Origin of the sequence: Mangrovicella endophytica (genome assembly GCF_002893625.1) — a bacterium.
Classification (GTDB): domain Bacteria; phylum Pseudomonadota; class Alphaproteobacteria; order Rhizobiales; family Rhizobiaceae; genus Mangrovicella; species Mangrovicella endophytica.
Window position 1 is genome coordinate 988,368 of the sequence record NZ_PKMZ01000001.1, and the last position, 19,078, is coordinate 1,007,445.

Consider the following 19,078-nt stretch of genomic DNA (forward strand, 5'->3'; position numbering starts at 1 on the left):
AGCGCCCGTGCGGGCGCGCGTCGCCACACCCCCGGACTTTGAACCCGGCGAGGATGGAGAGTGTCATATGCCTGCGGTCCAGGAAACCATCGATCAGGTTCGGCGCATTGATGTCGATCAATACAAGTATGGATTCGAGACGCTCATCGAGATGGACGTCGCCCCGAAGGGGCTCGACGAGACCACGATCCGCCTGATCTCGGCCAAGAAGAACGAACCGGAGTGGATGCTCCAGTGGCGGCTTGACGCCTTCGAACGCTGGAAGACGATGGAGAACCCGTCCTGGGCGCGCCTCGACTACCCGGCCATCGACTTCCAGGACATCCACTACTACGCCGCGCCGAAATCGATGTCCGGCCCGAAGTCGCTGGACGAGGTCGATCCCGAAATCCTGCGCACCTATGAGAAGCTCGGTATCCCGCTGAAGGAGCAGGAGATTCTCGCCGGCGTCCTCAAGCCGCAGGGCGAGCACGTCACCGAGGACGACGACCGCCTGCCGGCACCGAGCGGCCGCGTCGCAGTGGACGCCGTGTTCGACTCGGTGTCCGTCGCCACCACCTTCCGCAAGGAGCTGGAGAAGGCTGGCGTCATCTTCATGCCGATCTCCGAGGCGATCCGCGAGCATCCGGATCTGGTGCGCCAGTATCTCGGCACGGTCGTTCCGGTGACGGACAACTTCTTCGCGACGATGAACTCGGCGGTCTTCACCGACGGCTCCTTCGTCTACGTGCCGCCGGGCGTGCGCTGCCCGATGGAGCTGTCGACCTATTTTCGGATCAACGAGCGCAACACCGGCCAGTTCGAGCGCACTCTGATCATCGCCGACAAGGGATCCTACGTCTCCTATCTCGAGGGCTGCACCGCGCCGCAGCGCGACGAGAACCAGCTGCATGCGGCCGTCGTCGAGCTGATCGCGCTGGACGACGCCGAGATCAAGTACTCGACCGTCCAGAACTGGTATCCCGGCGACAAGGATGGCAAGGGCGGCATCTACAACTTCGTCACCAAGCGCGGTGACTGCCGTGGTCGCAATGCCAAGATCTCCTGGACGCAGGTGGAGACAGGCTCCGCGATTACCTGGAAGTACCCGTCCTGCATCCTGCGCGGCGACAATTCGCGCGGCGAGTTCTACTCGATCGCCGTTTCGAATGGCCGTCAGCAGATCGATTCGGGCACCAAGATGATCCACCTCGGCAAGAACACGTCGAGCCGCATCATCTCCAAGGGCATCTCGGCCGGCCAGTCCAACAACACCTATCGCGGCCAGGTGACGGCGAACCGCCGCGCCACCAATGCCCGCAACTTCACCCAGTGCGACTCGCTCCTGATCGGCGAGGAGTGCGGCGCGCACACCGTTCCCTATATCGAGGCGAAGAACGCGACGGCGCAGTTCGAGCACGAGGCGACGACCTCGAAGATCTCCGAGGATCAGCTCTTCTACTGCATGCAGCGCGGCATCCCGGAGGAGGAGGCCGTCGCCCTCATCGTCAACGGCTTCGTGCGTGACGTCATCCAGCAGCTGCCGATGGAGTTCGCCGTCGAGGCGCAGAAGCTCATCGGCATCAGCCTCGAAGGCTCTGTCGGATGAGCGGTGTTATCGACGCCGAGGGCGGCTGCGCCTGCGGCGCCGTGCGTTTGCGGGCGCGTGGCGCGATCGTCGCCATGCCCCAGTGCTGGTGCACGGAATGTCAGAAGGAAACTGGCGGCGGGCCGACGAACAGCGTCGTCCTGCCGGACGATTCCGTTGAGCTCCTGTCGGGCGATGTCGGCATCTTCCGGCGCCGGTCCGATGCCGGCAACGAGGTGTCGCACCGTTTCTGCCGCATCTGCGCCAATGTGCTCACGGCCGAGGTGGAGGGCGCCGCCTACACAGCCGTGCGCATCGGCGCTTTCGACGACACATCCTTCTTCGCCCCGCAGATGATCCTGTTCCGGACCTCCGCGCCTGCCTGGGCGCATTTCCCGGACGGGTGCCAGCAATTCGATACGCAGCCCCGTGCGGCTGTCTGACCCGTACTGACGAGAGACCGATGCTCGAAATCAAGAACCTTCACGCGCGCGTCGCGGACACCGAGACCGAGATCCTGCGTGGCGTCGACCTGACGGTCCGCCCCGGCGAGGTCGCCGCGATCATGGGGCCGAACGGCTCCGGCAAGTCGACGCTCTCCTACATCCTCGCAGGCCGCGAGGACTACGAGGTGACCGAGGGCGACATCCTCTACAACGGCGAGTCGATCCTGGAGATGGATCCGGCCGAGCGCGCCGCCTCCGGCATCTTCCTGGCCTTTCAGTACCCGCTGGAAATTCCGGGCGTCGCTACCATGACCTTCCTGAAGACGGCGGTGAACGCGCAGCGCAAGGCGCGCGGCGAGGCCGAGCTGACGACGCCGGACTTCATGCGGCGCGTCAAGGCGTCCGCCGCCGACCTGAAGATCGATACCGAGATGCTGAAGCGCCCGCTCAATGTCGGCTTCTCCGGCGGCGAGAAGAAACGCGCCGAGATCCTGCAGATGGCGCTGCTGGAGCCCAAGCTCTGCGTCATGGACGAGACGGATTCGGGCCTCGACATCGACGCGCTGAAGATCGTCTCCGACGGCGTCAACGCACTGCGCTCGCCCGACCGCTCCTACCTCGTCATCACCCACTACCAGCGCCTTCTCGAGCACATCGTGCCGGATACGGTCCACGTCCTCTACAAGGGCCGCATCATCCGCTCGGGCGACAAGTCACTCGCGCTGCAGCTCGAGAACGAGGGCTACGCTCAGATCATCAGCGAGGCGGCCTGAGCCATGACCGTCCATCAGCTGCGTCGGCTGACGCCTCCCGAAGAAGCTCTGATCGCCAGCGCCGAGTCCGGGCTCGCCGAAGGCGACGAGACCAGGCGCAACGCCATCGCGACACTGCGCCGTGATGGCCTGCCGCATCGCCGGATCGAGGCTTGGCATTATACCGACCTGCGCACGCTGGTCGGCGGGACCCAGCGTGGCCTCATCGGCAAGATCATCGACGCGGTCCTGCCGACGTCGGAGCCGAGCTTTCTATCGCCGCTGCTTCCGGGCAGCACGGTGGTCGATCTCGGCGCGACGGCCACGCCGCCGGCGAGCCTGCCCGCCGGAGTCGCCATCTCGCGCTCTGGCGCGATGCCGGACTGGCACGAGGTGGTCAACCACCTCGACCGCGATGTCGACACCATCCGCCTCGTGGGCGCTGCCTTCGGCGCGACGGCCACGCACGTTTCGGTCACAGCCAACACCGATGTCGAGCATGCGATCGAGCTTCGTGCCGAGCCGCTGGACAACGGTGACCGCGGATTCGCCATCTGCGACGTCGGCGCAGGCAGTAAGGCCGTGTTCGTCGAACGGCTCTCCGCCGGTGCGGCGGGCGCTCTGTCGACAGGAATCGCGAACCTCGCCATCGGCGACGGTGCCGAGGTGCTGTGGATCATCGATCAGGAGAAGGGCGAGCGCGAGACACATCTGGGGCAGCTCAACGTCACGATCGGCAAGGACGCCTTGTTCCGCCTGTTCGTCCTCAATGCCGGCGGCGCTCTCGTGCGTATGGAAGTGCACGCCGAGACGCTTGGCGAAGGCGCCGACATTCAGATCCGCGGCGTCAACCTTCTGCGCGGCAGTCAGCATGTCGACGTCACGACGACGCTGAACCACACCGTGCCGAACACGACCTCCACCGAGACGTTCCGCAACGTGGTCACCGGCGGGCACGGCGTCTTCCAGGGCATGATCAAGGTGTCGAAGGGCGCGCAGAAGACCGACGCTCGCATGGCCTGCAACACGCTGCTCCTGTCGGATGACGGCGACTTCTCGGCCAAGCCCGAGCTCGAGATCTTCGCCGACGACGTGCAATGCGGGCACGGCGCGACGGCCGGCGAGATCAACGCCGATCACCTGTTCTACCTGATGTCACGCGGCATTCCGCTGGAGGCCGCTCGTGCGCTGCTGGTGAAGGCCTTCGTGCGCGAGGTCGTCGAGGAGATCGAGCACGAAGCGGCGGTCGAGGCGCTGGAAGCACGCATCGACGCTTGGCTGGAGCAGTAGGCCGCCGGCGATGGAGGAGGCTTCCCGTCCGAAGGTGACGCTCGATCACTGCGTGATCCACCTGTCGGACTGGCAGCGCTCGGAGCGCTTCTACACAGAGGTGCTCGGCGCCAAGGTCATTCCGGCGAAGGTCGGATTTGCCCTGCGCTTCGGCGACCAGCAGTTGAACTGCCACGGCCCCGGAGCCAAACCGGATCCGGTCGCGAAGCACCCGGTGATGCCGGGCAACAGCGATCTGTGCTTCCGCTGGAGCGGCCCGATCGACGGAGCGGTGGCGCATCTGAAACGCTGCGGCATTGCGATTGAACTCGGGCCGGTCGAACGCAACGGCGCGGCCGGCACCGGCCGGAGCGTCTATTTCCGCGATCCCGATGGATCGCTGCTGGAGTTCATATCCTATGACCGCTGAAACGGCCCCGAAGCCCGTCGGCGCCTACGATGTCGAAGCCGTGCGCCGCGACTTTCCGATCCTAACGACGCAGGTCTACGGCAAGCCGCTCGTTTATCTCGACAGCGGTGCATCGGCGCAGAAGCCGCAGGCCGTGTTGGACGCCATCCAGGCCGGCTATTCGCAGGATTACGCCAACGTCCATCGCGGCCTGCACTACCTCTCGAACCGAGCCACGGATGCCTTCGAGAAGGCCCGCTCGACGATCGCGCGCTTCCTGAATGCGGCGTCGGACGAGGAGATCGTCTTCACCCGTTCGGCGACGGAGGCGATCAATCTCGTGGCCTATGGCTACGGCATGCCGGAGATCGGCGAGGGCGACGAGATCGTCCTGACGATCATGGAGCATCACTCCAACATCATCCCCTGGCACTTCATCCGCGAACGGCAGGGCGCCAAGCTCGTCTTCGTGCCGGTGGAGGAGGATGGCTCGATCAGTGCCGAGGCCTTCGAACGCGCCTTCACGCCGCGCACGAAGCTCGTCGCCATGACGCATATGTCGAACGTGACCGGCACCGTGACACCGGTGAAGGAGGTGGTTGCTCTGGCGCATGCGCGCGGCATCCCCGTGCTCGTCGATGGCAGCCAGGGCGCCGTGCATCTGCCGGTCGACGTGCAGGATCTCGGCTGCGACTTCTACGTCGTCACGGGCCACAAGCTCTATGGTCCGACCGGCATCGGAGTCCTCTACGGCAAGCGCGCCATGCTGGAGCGCATGCGGCCCTTCAACGGTGGTGGCGAAATGATCGTCGAGGTGACGGAGGATATCGTCACCTACAATGCACCGCCGCATCGTTTCGAGGCGGGCACACCGCCGATCGTGCAGGCGATCGGACTCGCCGCGGCGATCGACTACATGACGGCCATCGGCCGCGACGCGATCGCCGCGCATGAGGCATCCCTGCTGACCTATGCGCAGGAACGGCTTCGCGAGGTCAATTCGCTGCGCATCTACGGAACGGCGCCAGGCAAGGGCGCCATTGTCTCCTTCGATCTCGAAGGCATCCACGCTCACGACGTATCCATGGTGATCGACCGGGAGGGCGTGGCGGTCCGCGCGGGCACCCATTGCGCGCAGCCGCTCTTGAAGCGCTTCGGTGCGACGTCCACATGCCGTGCGTCCTTTGCCATGTATAATACGCTGGAAGAGGTCGATCGGCTGGCCGAGGCGCTGGAGAAGGCAAGGCGATTCTTCGCCTGAAGATCGAGGATCAAGCTAGATGACAGACGATCTGACAACGGCGCCGGCGACGGCCGAAACGTCCGACTCCACCGCTGCAGCCAACATCGCCATGGCCGGCGGGGGCGGGTCCACCATCCCCGCCGACGAGCTGTCGCGGATGACCGACGACATCATCTCCGCGCTGAAGACCGTCTACGACCCTGAAATTCCGGCCGATATCTACGAGCTGGGCCTGATCTACAAGATCAACATCGAGGACGACCGCAGCGTCGACATCGAGATGACGCTGACGGCGCCCGGTTGCCCCGTCGCCGGCGAGATGCCGGGCTGGGTCGAAAATGCGGTGGGCAGCGTCGACGGTGTCGGACATGTGAAGGTGGAGCTCGTCTTCGATCCCCCTTGGACGCCGGACCGGATGAGCGAAGAGGCGCAGGTCGCCGTCGGCTGGTTCTGATGGCGGACGCGGCGGCACAGGCGGTGATCGAGGGCGTTCTCGAAACCTGCCTCTATGTCGCCGACATGGAGGCAGCGCGGCCCTTCTACGAGGACGTCCTGCAGCTGAAGCCTCTGATGCACGAAGACCGGATCACCGTCTACGATCTCGGGCCGCGTTCGGTGCTGATCCTGTTCCTGCGCGGCAGTGCCACCGAGGCGATAGACACGCCTGGGGGCAGCATTCCAGCGCATGATGCGTCGGGCCAGATGCATGTCGCATTCTCGGTGCCCGCGGACAGCCTGCCGGCGTGGCGCCGTCGCTTTGGCGATGCCGGCATCGCGATCGAGAGCGAAGTGCGGTGGCCGCGAGGCGGCACCAGCCTCTATGTTCGCGATCACGATAGCCACGTGGTCGAGTTGGCGACGCCGGGCCTGTGGCCGAACAGTTGACGCTCCGGCGCGGTTCTCCTCTCTTGCTGCGGGTGGCTACAACAGCCATCTTCGGCTTCGGAATATTCGAAGGGTTACGTCCATGGGCCGTTTCGCCATCATGACCATGACCGACGCCGCTGCGGAGCGCGTGCGCGACATCGTCGCCGCGCGTGACGGCGAGGCGGCCGGCATCCGTGTCGGGGTGAAGAAGGGCGGCTGCGCCGGCATGGAATATACGATCGACCTCGCATCCGAGGCGAAGCCGGGCGAGGACGTGATCGAGCGCGACGGCGCGCGGGTCTTTGTCGCGCCCGAAGCCGTGCTGTTCCTCCTGGGAACGCAGATGGACTACGAGCAGACGGTTCTGCGCTCTGGCTTCGTGTTCAACAACCCGAACCAGACCTCGGCCTGCGGCTGCGGTGAATCCGTCGAGCTTCGTCCGGCTGATCCTGCCGCCACGCAGCGCCAACCCGCCTGAAACGGCTACGGACGGGCCTCTGAGCGGGTCAGGCGCGTCGACCAAGCTTGCGGGTTTTGTGAGGGCAGGAGACGCGACGCGCGGCCGCGTAGCCACGCACGCGGGCGAATAGCAGTCATGTGCTCTGTCCTGCATATTCGGATTGCGAAGTATTAATCTTCTTTAAACGATCGATTCGAACAGCAGCGCGCTCTGCCGAACCAGGTAGAGCGCTCGTCATTTCCTCTGCAAACGGTAGCAATTCCTTTGCTGCCCCAACGGAGGAATTCACATGTCTTCACAGTCGAATATCTTCGTCACCATCGCCTCGGCAACTGTGCTGATGATCGGGATGGCAGCCCCGTCCAATGCCCTCGATCTCGGCGGCGGGATCGGTGGCGGCCGTGGGGGTGGCGGAATCGGTGCCGGTGCCGGCGCCTCCACCGGCGGCAGCCGTAGCGGAGGCGGCCTCAGTGCAGGCGCTGGCGCATCCGTCGGCGGACGCGGTGGCATCAGCGCGGGGGTCGGAGCGTCCACGGCCGGTCGCAGTGGCTTGGGGGCAGGCGTCGGAGCTTCCGTCGGCGGCTCGCGTGGTACCAACGCTGGAGTGGGCGCTTCGCTCGGCGGATCGCGCGGTACTAACGCGGGTGTAGGTGCTTCGCTCGGAGGGTCCCGCGGCGTGAATGCAGGCGTTGGTGCTTCGGTCGGCGGCTCCAGCGGCATCGGCACGGGCGTGAGCGCTTCGATCGGCGGTTCTCGCGGTGTCAGCGCCGGGGTCGGCGCCTCTGTGGGCGGTGAGAGCGGCATCAATGCCAATGTCGGAACGTCCATCGGAGGTTCGCAAGGCGTCGATGCTGGCGTCGGCGTCGGGATCGGATCAGGCGGCGTCGGTGCCGGCGCCGGCGTCACAGGCAATGGTGTCGGAACGGGCATCGGCACGACGGGTCGCCCAGGCAGCAGCGCGCCAGGTACGGCGGCTGGCGCGCCCCGCAGCAGGAATGCGATGCTCGCTGCCTTCAACGGCATGAGCCAGACCGATCAGATCAAGATGCGGCGTCGCTGCGGCTCAATCCTGTCGGACAGCAGCAGCTATGACTGGAACCTCGTCCAGCTCTGCAAGCTCATCGGCGGCTGAACCAACGCGTCGCGTCTCCGACACGCTGGCGACGGAGCCAAGGGCGCTGCCTATGGGCCCTGGCCTCCGCTGTCGGTCATCAGCCGTAGGTGCAGCGTGCCATAAAGGGAAAGGCCGGTGATGGGATCACCGGCCTTCTCTCTGTCAATGATGGAGGTCTGGAGATCAGCGGACGGGCAATCAGCCGCCGGTCGCGATCAGCATGAAAGCGGGGATCTCGTCGCCGAAACCGACCGGCGAGCGCTCGTCGCTCCGCGGCTTGGCCGCCGGCTGGCCCGCCGCCGGGGCAGGGCGGCTGCGACGATCGTCGCGCGGCTCGCTGCGGGCCCGTTCGGGTCGGCTGCGCGAGCGGTCATTGCGGCTGCGATCACTCTCGCGTGCCGGGGCTGCCTCTGCCACTTCGATCTCGTCGGCGCTGTCAACGGCGGCGGTCGGTGCGGCGGAACGGCCGGAACTCCCCTCCGAGCGTCGGCGTGAGTTGCCGGACGAAGAGCCCCGACGACCGCCGCGGCGATCCGTCCGCTCCTCGGCCTCCTCGACCGGGAGGTCGGCGACCGAACCGTCCAGCCATTCGATCTGACGGCCGATCAGGCTCTCGATCGCATCGAGATGCTTCTTGTCGCGCCGCGAGACCAGCGTGTAGGCCTTGCCCGAGCGCCCGGCACGGCCTGTGCGGCCGATGCGATGGACGTAGTCCTCAGCATGGATCGGAACGTCGAAGTTGAAGACGTGGCTGACCGCAGGGATATCGAGCCCGCGTGCCGCGACATCGGAGGCGACGAGCAGCTGCAGCTTGTCCTTCCGGAAGCCGTCGAGCATCGCCATGCGGGCGCGCTGGTCCATGTCGCCATGCAGCGCACCGGCCGAGAAGCCGTGCTTCTCAAGCGAGCGGAACAGCAGCGAGACATCACGCTTGCGGTTGCAGAAGATGATCGCGTTGGTGAGATCGTCCTGCTGGCGGATGACTTTTCGCAGCGTCTCGCGCTTTTCCCAGTCTTCCGAGCGAGTTGCTACGAGCTTCTGCTCCACCGTCTGCGCCGTCGAAGAAGCCTTGGCGACCTCGACTCGGACGGGATTCTGCAGAAACTGCTCGGTCAGCCGCGTGATCTCCGGCGGCATGGTCGCCGAGAAGAACAGCGTCTGCCGGGTAAAGGGTAGGAGCTTGCAGATGCGCTCGATGTCGGGAATGAACCCCATGTCCAGCATGCGGTCGGCTTCGTCGATCACCAGGATCTCGACGGCCGTCATCAGGAGCTTGCCGCGCTCGAAGTGGTCGAGCAGGCGGCCAGGCGTCGCGATCAGCACGTCGGCGCCACGATCGATCTTGCGGTCCTGCTCTTCGAAGGACATGCCGCCGATCAGGAGCGCGACATTCAGCTTCTGATCGCGACCGTACTTGACGAAGGATTCCTCCACCTGCGCCGCCAACTCGCGCGTCGGCTCGATGATGAGCGTGCGCGGCATGCGGGCGCGGGCGCGGCCCTTTTCCAGATGCGTCAGCATCGGCAGCACGAAGGACGCCGTCTTGCCGGTACCGGTCTGGGCGATGCCGAGAACGTCCCGGCGGGCAAGGGCGTGCGGAATAGCCTGGGCCTGGATGGGAGTAGGCTCGGAATAGCCGGCTGCCTCTACGGCAGCAAGAACTTTGGCGCTGAGGCCGAGTTCGGAAAAGTGCATCAGGCTCAGTCGTTTCCGTCGGTGGCAGGAAGAAGGCGGCCGCAGCGATAGGGCCGCCACGGGCGATAGGGGCTTGAGTAAATCAAGTCAACCTCTCGCTCCAATATAGCCCTTAGATGACATCTTTACAGTGAGCGGAGCGATAATTCAGCCGCATGAACTTGAGTGCAGCGCTTCACGTTCGAATGCGCAGCAGCAGCGGCCGCGACGCGGTTATGCACTGCAGGGTTCAATTGCTGGCGGGGCCGAACGTGTAGGGCTGACCGGTGAAGACGTGCAGTTCGTAGGTCTCGGCGATCTCCCCGTCGGACGGCACGATGTCGAAGAAAAGCGTCAGAGAGGTCGTATCGCCTTCCTCCGGCTCGTCGGCGCGATAGTCGACGACGGCGCCATCGATGCTGGCCATCTCCTTGACCTCGGTCGTGGCCTTGATCTGGAACGCGCCCCCGACCTCCTCGATCTGCTGGATGAAGAAACGGTAGCGCGCATCGTCACGCGGCTCATGCAGCATGACGCCGCGCCAGACTCCGTGCCGCTCGCCCTCCGACCAGGGGCCGACCACCTGGACGTCCTGGATAGCGACCGGCAGAGCCTGCACCTGTGCCATCGCCTCGCCGCCGTCGGCGGACGGCGCCCCGGCGGCGGTCTCCGCAGCCGTCGGCGGGACGGTCGCCGGCGCCTCGGCCGCGGGTGCTGCTGGAGCGGCCGGGGCTGTGACATCGGCAGGGGATGTCTGCGACGGCGCCGCGGTGGAAGGAGTGGTAGGCGCCGCAGGCGCGGCACCGGTTGCCTGGGCGAGATCGACCTCCGCCGCGGCAAGGGCCGGGCCCGAGGCAGTCGCCAGTGCGATGACGGCGGCGCCGATCAGCAACCGCGACACCGAAGACTTGCGTGCGAGGGTCATGGCAGGCTCCACCCCGAAATAATCCGTCAGAAGGTTACCGGCGGGTCAGACGTCAACGTCTTCCGCGAAGGCCGCCCGCTCCTGGATGAAGCGGAAGCGCGCCTCGGCCTTATTGCCCATCAGCGCCTCGACGGCGCCAGCCGTGCCGGCTTCGACGGCATCGTCGATCCCGACGCGCAAGAGCGTGCGCCGCCTCACGTCCATCGTGGTTTCCTTCAGCTGGCCCGGCAGCATCTCGCCGAGGCCCTTGAAGCGGCTGACCTCGACCTTCCCCTTGCCCTTGAACTCGCGCGCCATCAGCCGCTCGCGATCCTTGTCGTCGCGGGCGTAGACGGTCTTGCCGCCTTGGCTCAGCTTGTAGAGCGGCGGCACGGCGAGGAAGAGGTGGCCCTGCCGGATAAGCTCAGGCATCTCCTGATAGAAGAAGGTGATCAGCAACGAAGCGATATGGGCGCCGTCCACATCGGCGTCGGTCATGATGACGACGCGCTCGTAGCGCAGGTCGCTCTCGCGATACTTGGACCGCGTGCCGCAGCCGAGCGCCTGGATCAGGTCGGCGATCTGCTGGTTGGCGCCAAGCTTCTCGCGTCCGGCGCTGGCAACGTTGAGGATCTTGCCGCGCAGCGGCAGCACCGCCTGGCGGGCGCGGTCGCGCGCCTGCTTGGCCGAGCCGCCGGCCGAGTCGCCTTCCACGATGAAGAGCTCGGCACCAGCGGCCCCGGACTGCGAGCAGTCGGCGAGCTTGCCCGGCAGCCGCAGCTTGCGGGTCGCGCTCTTGCGGCTGACCTCCTTCTCCTGCCGGCGGCGCAGCCGCTCGTCGGCGCGCTCGACCACCCAGTCGATCAGCCGCGCCGCGTCCTGCGGCGAAGAAGCCAGCCAGATGTCAAAAGAGTCGCGCATCGCCGCTTCAACGAGGCGCTGCGCCTCGCCGGTGGCCAGCCGGTCCTTGGTCTGTCCGACGAATTCGGGCTCGCGGATGAAAACGGAGAGCATCGCGGACGCCGTCAGCATCACGTCGTCGGCGGTGATCACGGCCGCCTTGCGGTTACCGGAGACCTCGGCAAAGGCCTTCAAGCCGCGCAGGAGCACGGCGCGAAGGCCAGCCTCGTGCGTGCCGCCTTCCGGCGTCGGGATGGTATTGCAGTAGGAGCGCACGAAGCCGTCGGCCGGCGTCCAGCTGACCGCCCATTCGACGGCGCCGTGGCCACTCGCCTTGGCGGTGCGACCGGAGAAGATCTGCGACGTCACCCGGTGCTCGGCACCGAGCGAGGTGTCGAGATAGTCCTTCAGCCCGCCGGGGAAGTGGAAGGTGGCGCGCGGCGGCACGTCGCCAGCCGAATCGATCAGGCTCGGATCGCATGACCAGCGGATTTCGACGCCGCCGAAGAGATAGGCCTTGGAGCGGGCCATGGCGAAGAGCCGCGCCGGCTCGAACTTGGCATCGGCGCCGAAGATCTGCGGATCCGGGCGGAAACGCACGCGGGTGCCGCGGCGGTTCTGAACGTCGCCGACCTCTTCGAGGCCGCTTGTCGCCAGCCCTCGGCTATAGGTCTGTCGGTAGAGCTTGCGGTTGCGCGCGACCTCGACCTCCAGGAAGTCGGACAACGCGTTGACGACAGACACACCCACGCCGTGCAGACCGCCCGAGGTTTCGTAGACCTTGGAGTCGAACTTGCCGCCGGCATGCAGCGTGGTCATGATGACCTCGAGCGCCGACTTCGCCTTGTATTTCGGATGCGGGTCGACCGGGATGCCGCGGCCGTTGTCGGTGACCGACAGGATGCCGTCGGCCTCCAGTGCGACCTCGATGTAGTTGGCGTGGCCGGCCGTTGCCTCGTCCATCGAATTGTCGATGACTTCGGCGAAGAGATGGTGCAGCGCCTTGATGTCGGTACCGCCGATATACATGCCGGGGCGGCGGCGGACGGGCTCAAGCCCCTCCAGAACCTCGATGTCGGCAGCGGTGTACTCAGCCGGCGCTTCGGCTACGACGGAAACGGGCCGGGGTCTGACCGGCGCCTTGACGCGCGGCGCACGCGCCGCCGACCCTGAGAAGAGATCGTCGCTCATGATGCCGACGCCGGCGCCATGGCGTCCGACCTGCCTGCCTGCTCAGAGATCATGGTGAAGGGGTATACTTTCACGAAATGTTCTACAAGAGTCGCGGCGTCGCAGGGCCCGGATTGTAGCCGAAATCAACAGCTTTCCGGCCGATTTGCATCACCTTCCACGATTTCGTGGTCGGCTGGGAGCCTTGCTGCGTACAGACTTCCGGTGCTTCGGTCCGGCAGGCGTGATCGGGAGGTGCCGGTGATTCGCAACAGCAGAGGTGCCCTTGCGGCAATCGGCCGGCTCAGCCGACATGCGGCGCGCCGCGGGACGACCGGTGCGATGCTGCTGGGCGCCCTGATGATGTGCACGGCCTCTGCGGCAGAGGCGGCCGAGTTCTTCGCCTCGTTCAAGGACGATCTCTTCGCCTATCCGCCACTCAGCGCGACGCGCGACGGCGGCCGCTACACCGATGTCGATTACGCGGAGGTGCGCGACATCAACGGGCGCGACGAGGTGCCGGAACGCCGGGTGAGATCCGCCTATGTCGACCTGGCGCCGCTGCGTCATCAGGCGGAGAGTAGCGTCGACACGCCGGCCGGGCCGCTGCCGATCATGACTGTCGGCCATGCAGCCACACCTTCGGCCATTGTACTCTTCATCCATGGACGGAACGGCGACCGGCGGCTCGGGATGAACGACCGTACCTTCGGCGGCAACTTCAACCGGCTGAAGAACCTTATCGACCGTGCCGGCGGCCTCTACGTCACCGCCGACGCCGGACGCTTCGACGCCCCGGACCGGCAGCGGATCGCCTCGCTGGTCCGTCAGCTGGCGCAACGGGCGCCGGGCGCGAAGCTGATCCTCGCCTGCGCCTCGATGGGCGGCGGTCTCTGCTGGCAGATCATGGGAGAGGCGGACGTCGCACGCAACGTCGACGGCCTTATCATGCTCGGCGCGAGCAATGATCGCGCCGCCTTCGACGCTATGGCCGCAGTCGCAGGACGGCCGATCCCGCTGATGATCGCCCACGGCACGCGTGATCAGGTTTCTCCGTTCGAGCGGCAGGACGGGCTCTACGCGGCCATCCGCAAGGCGCGGCCGGATTACCCGCTGCGCTTCGTCGCCTTCGAGGGCGGCACGCATGGCACGCCGATCCGCATGATCGACTGGCGCGAGACGCTGAACTGGATCGTCGGCGCCAGCAGCGAGTGACGGTCGCAAGGCATCAGCAGCGGGTCAGTGCGTATGGCGCAGCTGCATCTTCGCTGTCTGCTGCTAGGCCAAGCTAGGACCACCGCATTGCGTCAGATCGAGGATGACGTCGGCCGGTAAGGCCTTGGATGACGCAGTCGTCTAACAAAAAACCCGCCCTTGAGGGGCGGGTTCGATGGCTCCGGTCGGAGCGGCCGCGCTGCACGGGCCGCCCGATGCCGCTGTCAGGCTGCAGCGGAGACGCTGGCGCTGGTCGGCACTTCCGAAATCGTCTTCAGCACCTGCGAGGCGATCTGGTACGGGTCGCCCTGCGAGTTCGGGCGACGGTCTTCCAGATAGCCCTTGTAGCCATTGTTGACGAAGGAGTGGGGCACGCGAATCGAAGCGCCGCGATCGGCAACGCCGTAGCTGAACTTGTTCCAGGGCGCCGTCTCATGCTTGCCGGTGAGGCGCATGTGATTGTCCGGGCCGTAGACGGAGATATGGTCCTCGAGGTTCTTCTCGAACTGCGCCATCAGCGCCTCGAAATACTCCTTGCCGCCGACTTCGCGCATGTACTTGGTCGAGAAGTTGCAGTGCATGCCCGAGCCGTTCCAGTCGGTGTCGCCGAGCGGCTTGCAGTGGAACTCGATGTCGATGCCGTATTTCTCGGTCAGGCGGAGCAACAGGTAGCGCGCCATCCACACCTGGTCGGCGGCCGTCTTCGAACCCTTGCCGAAGATCTGGAACTCCCACTGGCCCTTCGCCACCTCGGCGTTGATGCCCTCGTGGTTGATGCCGGCGGCGAGGCACTGGTCGAGGTGCTCCTCGACGATGGTGCGGGCGACTTCGCCGACATTCTTATAGCCGACGCCGGTGTAGTACGGGCCCTGCGGCGCCGGATAGCCGGTCTCGGGGAAGCCGAGGGGACGGCCGTTCTCGTAGAAGAAGTATTCCTGCTCGAAGCCGAACCAGGCATCGGCATCGTCGAGGATCGTGGCGCGGCTGTTGGAGGCGTGCGGCGTCACGCCATCCGGCATCATCACCTCGCACATGACCAGCGCACCATTCGTGCGGGCGGGATCGGGGTAGACGGCGACCGGCTTCAGCACGCAGTCGGAGCTGCGCCCCTCGGCCTGCATGGTGGACGAGCCGTCGAAGCCCCAGAGCGGCAGCTGCTCGAGAGTCGGGAAGGAGTCGAACTCCTTGATCTGCGTCTTGCCGCGCAGGTTCGGGACCGGCGTGTAGCCATCGAGCCAGATGTACTCAAGCTTGTACTTCGTCATTCGGAAATCTCCATATCGCCGACATCGCACGCGCGAACGAGCCACGCTGGGACGGATCAGCAGCGCTCCGCCTCGTCGGCCGATACGCGTGATGCAGGATATGTGCCAACTGCATTGACGGAATGCGGGCGAGCCCTAGAGGCGCAGAGCTACGCTGAGACTGATAACGTCGCATTCGACGGCTGAGGGCTGGATATCAGCGGCTTGAGCACCGAACGCGGCAAGACGCCGCGCCCGGAGGGGCTCGGCGTTAGAACGTGTTAAGGATGACGGCGCAGCATCATGCGATACCGCATGAGCGTTCCCGCGGACGCTCCGAGGATGCTTGTGTGCCTCAATTGTAGGCATATTGCATTCGGATTGCGCAGTCTTAAGTTAGAACGAGAGTAGCGACGCAGATGTAGGAAAGGCAGTGCCATGGCGACGCCGAACGAGCATCAGACAGCGACGATCCTGCAGTTCCCGTTGAAGGCGAAGGCCTTCGAGCCGCGCCAGTGGGATCGCAGGGGCAGGGCCGAGCGGCCGGCGATTGCGATCGTCGAATCCGCAGCCGGCGCCTGGTACCATGACGAAGCCATCCGCGATGCGGCGCCGAAGCGCGACGCTTAACGCGGGACGACCGACTATCGGCGGCTGAGGCTGAGCCTGCACGAAGGCCGCCAGCCATGACGCACGGCGGCTCGTCCGCTGGGGATCAAGCCCTTCGTCGCAGCGGCATCAGCCGAACACCGACCAGCCGAGTCGCTTCGTCAGCATCTCCAGGGCGATGCGCCCGAGATGCGAGTTGCCGGTATCGTCGAGCCCCGGCGACCACACCGTGACCGAGGCCCTGCCAGGCGCGACCGCCAGGATGCCGCCGCCGACGCCGCTCTTGCCAGGGAGGCCGACGCGATAGGCGAACTCGCCCGATCCGTCATAGTGGCCGCAGGTCAGCATCACCGCGTTGATGCGTCGCGCCCTTTCTGGCTGCACCACCGGGAAGCCCGTGGACGGATGCAGCCCGCCATGTGCCAGGAAACGCCCGGCCATGGCGAGCTGGCGGCATGACATGGCAATCGCGCAGTGGTGGAAGTAGACGCCGAGCGTGAAATCGACCGGGTTTTCAACGACGCCGAACGACTTCATGTAGTTGGCAAGCGCCGCGTTGCGAAAGCCGGTGCGCTGCTCCGACGCCGCCACCGCCTCATCGATGCTGACGGCCGGATCATCGGACAGGAACTGCATGAAGCGCAAGATTTCGCCGAGTGCCTCCCGCGGTTGATGACCTGACAGGATGGCATCGGTAACCGCGATGGCGCCGGCATTGATGAAGGGATTGCGTGGGATCCCGCGCTCGTGCTCGAGCTGCACGATCGAGTTGAAAGCCGACCCCGACGGCTCGCGGCCGACACGATTCCAGAGCCGGTCACCGATCTTGCCGAGCGCCAGCGTCAGCGTGAAGACCTTGGAGATGCTTTGGATGGAGAAGGGTGTATCGGCATCACCTGCCGTCGCGACATGGCCATTGGCGTCCACCACGGCGATCCCGAAGGCGCCGGGATCGACGCGGCCGAGCTCGGGGATGTAATTCGCGACCACACCGCGATCGCTACGCCGGCGCATTGCCTCGGCGATCTCCGCAACCGCCCTGTCCAACTCGTCCGGCGTCGTCATGGCAGCCTCGTCGACATCTCTTCACCGCTGCCCGCAAGCAGAGTCTCACACAAGAGAAAGCCGGCAGCCTCATTGAGGCAACCGGCTCGCTGTCCTGCCTCACGGGCGACCGCCGACGGCGGTCGCTCCGGAAGCTTGTCTGATCGACCCGATCAGACGGAATAGTACATGTCGTATTCCACCGGGTGCGGCGTCATCTCGAAGCGCAGCACCTCGGCCATCTTCAGGTCGATGAAGGAGTCGATCTGGTCGTCGTCGAAGACGCCGCCGGCCTTCAGGAAGTCGCGGTCGGCATCAAGCGATTCCATCGCCTCGCGCAGCGAGCGGCAGACGGTCGGGATCTCCTTCAGCTCCTCCGGCGGAAGATCGTAGAGATCCTTGTCCATGGCCGAGCCCGGATGGATCTTGTTCTTGATACCGTCAAGGCCGGCCATCAGCATGGCGGAGAAGGCAAGATACGGGTTCGCCGTCGGATCGGGGAAGCGGACCTCGACACGCTTGGCCTTCGGCGACTGGCCGAAGGGGATGCGGCAGGAGGCCGAGCGGTTGCGGGCAGAGTAGGCCAGGAGCACCGGCGCCTCGTAGCCCGGCACCAGCCGCTTGAACGAGTTCGTCGACGGGTTGGTGAAGGCGTTCAGCGCCTTGGCGTGCTTGATGATGCCGCCGATGTAGAACAGCGCCGATTCCGACAGGCCGGCATATTCGTTGCCCGCAAAGGTCGGCTTGCCGCCCTTCCAGATCGACTGGTGCACATGCATGCCCGAGCCGTTATCGCCGAAGATCGGCTTCGGCATAAAGGTCGCCGTCTTGCCGTAGGCATTCGCCACCTGGTGGATGACGTATTTGTAGATCTGCATCTTGTCGGCGTTGCGCACCAGCGTGTCGAACTTGATGCCGAGCTCGTGCTGGGCTGCCGCGACCTCGTGATGGTGCTTCTCGACGGAGACGCCCATCTCGGCCATCACCGTCAGCATTTCCGAGCGGATATCCTGGCAGGAATCGACCGGCGGCACCGGGAAGTAGCCGCCCTTGACGCGCGGACGGTGGCCGAGATTGCCGGTCTCGTATTCGGTGTCGTCGTTCGAAGGCAGCTCGGTGGAGTCCAGCTTGAAGCCGGTGTTGTACGGATCGGCCTTGTAGCGGACGTCGTCGAAGATGAAGAACTCGGCCTCGGGACCGAAGAAGGCGGTGTCGCCGATACCGGACTGGTTGAGATAGGCCTCGGCGCGCTTGGCCGTACCGCGCGGATCGCGATTGTAGCCCTCGCCGGAGATCGGATCGAGGATGTCGCACATGATAGCCATGGTGGACTGCGCGAAGAACGGGTCCATGTGCGCCGTCTCAGGGTCCGGCATCAGCACCATGTCGGACTCGTTGATCGCCTTCCAGCCGGCAATCGACGAGCCGTCGAACATCGTGCCTTCGGAGAACAGGTCCTCGTCGACGATGGAGATGTCCATCGTCACGTGCTGCATCTTGCCCTTCGGATCCGTGAAGCGGAGGTCGACGAACTTGATGTCGTTGTCCTTGATCTGCTTCAGAATGTCGTTGGCGCTCGTCATGAAGTTCCTCCTGGAATGAGACAGTGCTGGTGCGTGGAAGCGGGAAGGGGGTAGACGCCTCAGATGGCGTCCATGCCGGCCTCGCCCGTGCGGATGCGGATCGCCTCTTCGATATTGGAGACGAAGATCTTGCCGTCGCCGATGCGCCCGGTCTGAGCCGCCTTGCGGATCGCCTCGACCGCGCCCTGAACGGCGTCGTCACCCAGCACGATCTCGATCTTCACCTTCGGCAGGAAATCGACGACATATTCCGCGCCGCGATACAGCTCCGTATGGCCCTTCTGCCGGCCGAAGCCCTTGGCCTCGGTGACCGTGATGCCCTGGAGGCCGACTTCCTGCAGCGCCTCTTTGACCTCATCGAGCTTGAACGGCTTGATGATCGCCTCGACCTTCTTCATCGAACATCCTTCTCGATGGTACCTATCGCGGACTTTGCCCGTCGCGCCGCCTGATGCAGGAGCTATGCCACCATCCTGGCGTGGCGAGGCAATGGCGTAAATTCTTTGATCGTCGGGATAGGCCTTTGCGAGCCGACCGGCAACGGCAGAGACGTTGGCGACGTACCGGAATCGTGCGGAATTGCGCCATACCTAAGCGATGTGCGTTCC

The 19,078-nt window shown here is 65.4% G+C and carries 19 protein-coding genes; 12 read left to right on the forward strand and 7 right to left on the reverse strand.

Features of this window, described 5'->3' with window-relative positions:
* The first annotated feature begins 67 nt into the window (after positions 1 to 67).
* The 10 genes from sufB (at position 68) to C0R46_RS04555 (ending at position 8,145) form a co-directional block, all read left to right on the forward strand.
* Positions 68 to 1,588, forward strand: coding sequence for a Fe-S cluster assembly protein SufB (gene sufB / locus C0R46_RS04510; protein ID WP_102958340.1), 1,521 nt, complete (start codon positions 68 to 70; stop codon positions 1,586 to 1,588).
* On the forward strand, positions 1,585 to 2,010 hold the full coding sequence (locus C0R46_RS04515) for a GFA family protein (RefSeq protein WP_102958341.1): 426 nt from the start codon (positions 1,585 to 1,587) through the stop codon (positions 2,008 to 2,010). The genes sufB and C0R46_RS04515 overlap by 4 nt, the downstream gene beginning before the upstream one ends.
* Positions 2,011 to 2,030: 20 nt before the next feature.
* Positions 2,031 to 2,786: a Fe-S cluster assembly ATPase SufC gene (sufC, locus tag C0R46_RS04520; RefSeq protein ID WP_102958342.1), complete on the forward strand. Its 756-nt coding sequence runs from the start codon at positions 2,031 to 2,033 to the stop codon at positions 2,784 to 2,786.
* A 3-nt stretch (positions 2,787 to 2,789) separates the two neighbouring features.
* The gene (gene sufD, locus C0R46_RS04525) at positions 2,790 to 4,055 is read left to right on the forward strand and encodes a Fe-S cluster assembly protein SufD (protein ID WP_102958343.1); all 1,266 of its coding nucleotides are present in this window, start codon (positions 2,790 to 2,792) and stop codon (positions 4,053 to 4,055) included.
* 10 nt (positions 4,056 to 4,065) lie between these two features.
* Positions 4,066 to 4,464: a VOC family protein gene (locus C0R46_RS04530; protein WP_102958344.1), complete on the forward strand. Its 399-nt coding sequence runs from the start codon at positions 4,066 to 4,068 to the stop codon at positions 4,462 to 4,464.
* Positions 4,454 to 5,704 carry a cysteine desulfurase gene (locus C0R46_RS04535; protein ID WP_102958345.1) on the forward strand — a complete coding sequence of 417 codons (1,251 nt, stop codon included), beginning with the start codon at positions 4,454 to 4,456 and terminating at the stop codon, positions 5,702 to 5,704. Before C0R46_RS04530 ends, C0R46_RS04535 begins: the two co-directional genes overlap by 11 nt.
* A gap of 19 nt (positions 5,705 to 5,723) precedes the next feature.
* Entirely contained in the window at positions 5,724 to 6,140 is a 417-nt protein-coding gene (locus C0R46_RS04540; protein WP_102958346.1) for an SUF system Fe-S cluster assembly protein, read from the forward strand.
* Positions 6,140 to 6,571 carry a VOC family protein gene (locus C0R46_RS04545; protein ID WP_102958347.1) on the forward strand — a complete coding sequence of 144 codons (432 nt, stop codon included), beginning with the start codon at positions 6,140 to 6,142 and terminating at the stop codon, positions 6,569 to 6,571. The genes C0R46_RS04540 and C0R46_RS04545 overlap by 1 nt, the downstream gene beginning before the upstream one ends.
* An 82-nt stretch (positions 6,572 to 6,653) precedes the next feature.
* Positions 6,654 to 7,031 (forward strand): Fe-S cluster assembly scaffold SufA, encoded by a 378-nt coding sequence (gene sufA, locus C0R46_RS04550; RefSeq protein WP_102958348.1) that lies wholly within the window; start codon positions 6,654 to 6,656, stop codon positions 7,029 to 7,031.
* A 271-nt stretch (positions 7,032 to 7,302) separates the two neighbouring features.
* Entirely contained in the window at positions 7,303 to 8,145 is an 843-nt protein-coding gene (locus tag C0R46_RS04555) for a hypothetical protein (protein ID WP_102958349.1), read from the forward strand.
* Between the two features lie 180 nt (positions 8,146 to 8,325).
* Here the strand turns inward: C0R46_RS04555 and C0R46_RS04560 are convergent, their stop codons facing one another.
* The 3 genes from C0R46_RS04560 to parE all read right to left on the reverse strand — a co-directional run bounded on the left by C0R46_RS04560 (position 8,326) and on the right by parE (position 12,796).
* Positions 8,326 to 9,822 carry a DEAD/DEAH box helicase gene (locus C0R46_RS04560; protein ID WP_425349847.1) on the reverse strand — a complete coding sequence of 499 codons (1,497 nt, stop codon included), beginning with the start codon at positions 9,820 to 9,822 and terminating at the stop codon, positions 8,326 to 8,328.
* Between the two features lie 229 nt (positions 9,823 to 10,051).
* A complete protein-coding gene (locus C0R46_RS20735) occupies positions 10,052 to 10,726 on the reverse strand; it encodes a hypothetical protein (protein ID WP_157944557.1) in 675 nt (224 codons plus the stop codon).
* Positions 10,727 to 10,771: 45 nt separating this feature from the next.
* Entirely contained in the window at positions 10,772 to 12,796 is a 2,025-nt protein-coding gene (gene parE / locus C0R46_RS04575) for a DNA topoisomerase IV subunit B (RefSeq protein ID WP_102958352.1), read from the reverse strand.
* A 240-nt stretch (positions 12,797 to 13,036) separates the two neighbouring features.
* On the opposite strand from parE, the gene C0R46_RS04580 reads away from it, so the two are divergent.
* Positions 13,037 to 13,990: an alpha/beta hydrolase gene (locus C0R46_RS04580; RefSeq protein WP_157944558.1), complete on the forward strand. Its 954-nt coding sequence runs from the start codon at positions 13,037 to 13,039 to the stop codon at positions 13,988 to 13,990.
* Positions 13,991 to 14,214: 224 nt separating this feature from the next.
* On the opposite strand, the gene C0R46_RS04585 is transcribed toward C0R46_RS04580, so the two are convergent.
* On the reverse strand, positions 14,215 to 15,255 hold the full coding sequence (locus C0R46_RS04585) for a glutamine synthetase beta-grasp domain-containing protein (protein WP_102958354.1): 1,041 nt from the start codon (positions 15,253 to 15,255) through the stop codon (positions 14,215 to 14,217).
* 417 nt (positions 15,256 to 15,672) lie between these two features.
* Between C0R46_RS04585 and C0R46_RS04590 the strand changes: the two genes are divergently transcribed.
* The gene (locus tag C0R46_RS04590) at positions 15,673 to 15,864 is read left to right on the forward strand and encodes a DUF2735 domain-containing protein (RefSeq protein WP_102958355.1); all 192 of its coding nucleotides are present in this window, start codon (positions 15,673 to 15,675) and stop codon (positions 15,862 to 15,864) included.
* A gap of 108 nt (positions 15,865 to 15,972) precedes the next feature.
* Here the strand turns inward: C0R46_RS04590 and C0R46_RS04595 are convergent, their stop codons facing one another.
* The 3 genes from C0R46_RS04595 to C0R46_RS04605 all read right to left on the reverse strand — a co-directional run bounded on the left by C0R46_RS04595 (position 15,973) and on the right by C0R46_RS04605 (position 18,868).
* Entirely contained in the window at positions 15,973 to 16,908 is a 936-nt protein-coding gene (locus C0R46_RS04595; protein ID WP_102958356.1) for a glutaminase, read from the reverse strand.
* 152 nt (positions 16,909 to 17,060) lie between these two features.
* Positions 17,061 to 18,470 carry a type I glutamate--ammonia ligase gene (gene glnA, locus C0R46_RS04600; RefSeq protein ID WP_102958357.1) on the reverse strand — a complete coding sequence of 470 codons (1,410 nt, stop codon included), beginning with the start codon at positions 18,468 to 18,470 and terminating at the stop codon, positions 17,061 to 17,063.
* 59 nt (positions 18,471 to 18,529) lie between these two features.
* Positions 18,530 to 18,868 (reverse strand): P-II family nitrogen regulator, encoded by a 339-nt coding sequence (locus C0R46_RS04605; RefSeq protein WP_102958358.1) that lies wholly within the window; start codon positions 18,866 to 18,868, stop codon positions 18,530 to 18,532.
* Positions 18,869 to 19,078 lie beyond the last annotated feature (210 nt).

Coding starts and splice junctions, on each gene's coding strand:
- sufB (WP_102958340.1), top strand. CDS start 68: ATGCCTGCGGTCCAGGAAACCATCGATCAGGTTCGGCGCATTGATGTC.
- C0R46_RS04515 (WP_102958341.1), top strand. CDS start 1,585: ATGAGCGGTGTTATCGACGCCGAGGGCGGCTGCGCCTGCGGCGCCGTG.
- sufC (WP_102958342.1), top strand. CDS start 2,031: ATGCTCGAAATCAAGAACCTTCACGCGCGCGTCGCGGACACCGAGACC.
- sufD (WP_102958343.1), top strand. CDS start 2,790: ATGACCGTCCATCAGCTGCGTCGGCTGACGCCTCCCGAAGAAGCTCTG.
- C0R46_RS04530 (WP_102958344.1), top strand. CDS start 4,066: ATGGAGGAGGCTTCCCGTCCGAAGGTGACGCTCGATCACTGCGTGATC.
- C0R46_RS04535 (WP_102958345.1), top strand. CDS start 4,454: ATGACCGCTGAAACGGCCCCGAAGCCCGTCGGCGCCTACGATGTCGAA.
- C0R46_RS04540 (WP_102958346.1), top strand. CDS start 5,724: ATGACAGACGATCTGACAACGGCGCCGGCGACGGCCGAAACGTCCGAC.
- C0R46_RS04545 (WP_102958347.1), top strand. CDS start 6,140: ATGGCGGACGCGGCGGCACAGGCGGTGATCGAGGGCGTTCTCGAAACC.
- sufA (WP_102958348.1), top strand. CDS start 6,654: ATGGGCCGTTTCGCCATCATGACCATGACCGACGCCGCTGCGGAGCGC.
- C0R46_RS04555 (WP_102958349.1), top strand. CDS start 7,303: ATGTCTTCACAGTCGAATATCTTCGTCACCATCGCCTCGGCAACTGTG.
- C0R46_RS04560 (WP_425349847.1), bottom strand. CDS start 9,822: ATGCACTTTTCCGAACTCGGCCTCAGCGCCAAAGTTCTTGCTGCCGTA.
- C0R46_RS20735 (WP_157944557.1), bottom strand. CDS start 10,726: ATGACCCTCGCACGCAAGTCTTCGGTGTCGCGGTTGCTGATCGGCGCC.
- parE (WP_102958352.1), bottom strand. CDS start 12,796: ATGAGCGACGATCTCTTCTCAGGGTCGGCGGCGCGTGCGCCGCGCGTC.
- C0R46_RS04585 (WP_102958354.1), bottom strand. CDS start 15,255: ATGACGAAGTACAAGCTTGAGTACATCTGGCTCGATGGCTACACGCCG.
- C0R46_RS04590 (WP_102958355.1), top strand. CDS start 15,673: ATGGCGACGCCGAACGAGCATCAGACAGCGACGATCCTGCAGTTCCCG.
- C0R46_RS04595 (WP_102958356.1), bottom strand. CDS start 16,908: ATGACGACGCCGGACGAGTTGGACAGGGCGGTTGCGGAGATCGCCGAG.
- glnA (WP_102958357.1), bottom strand. CDS start 18,470: ATGACGAGCGCCAACGACATTCTGAAGCAGATCAAGGACAACGACATC.
- C0R46_RS04605 (WP_102958358.1), bottom strand. CDS start 18,868: ATGAAGAAGGTCGAGGCGATCATCAAGCCGTTCAAGCTCGATGAGGTC.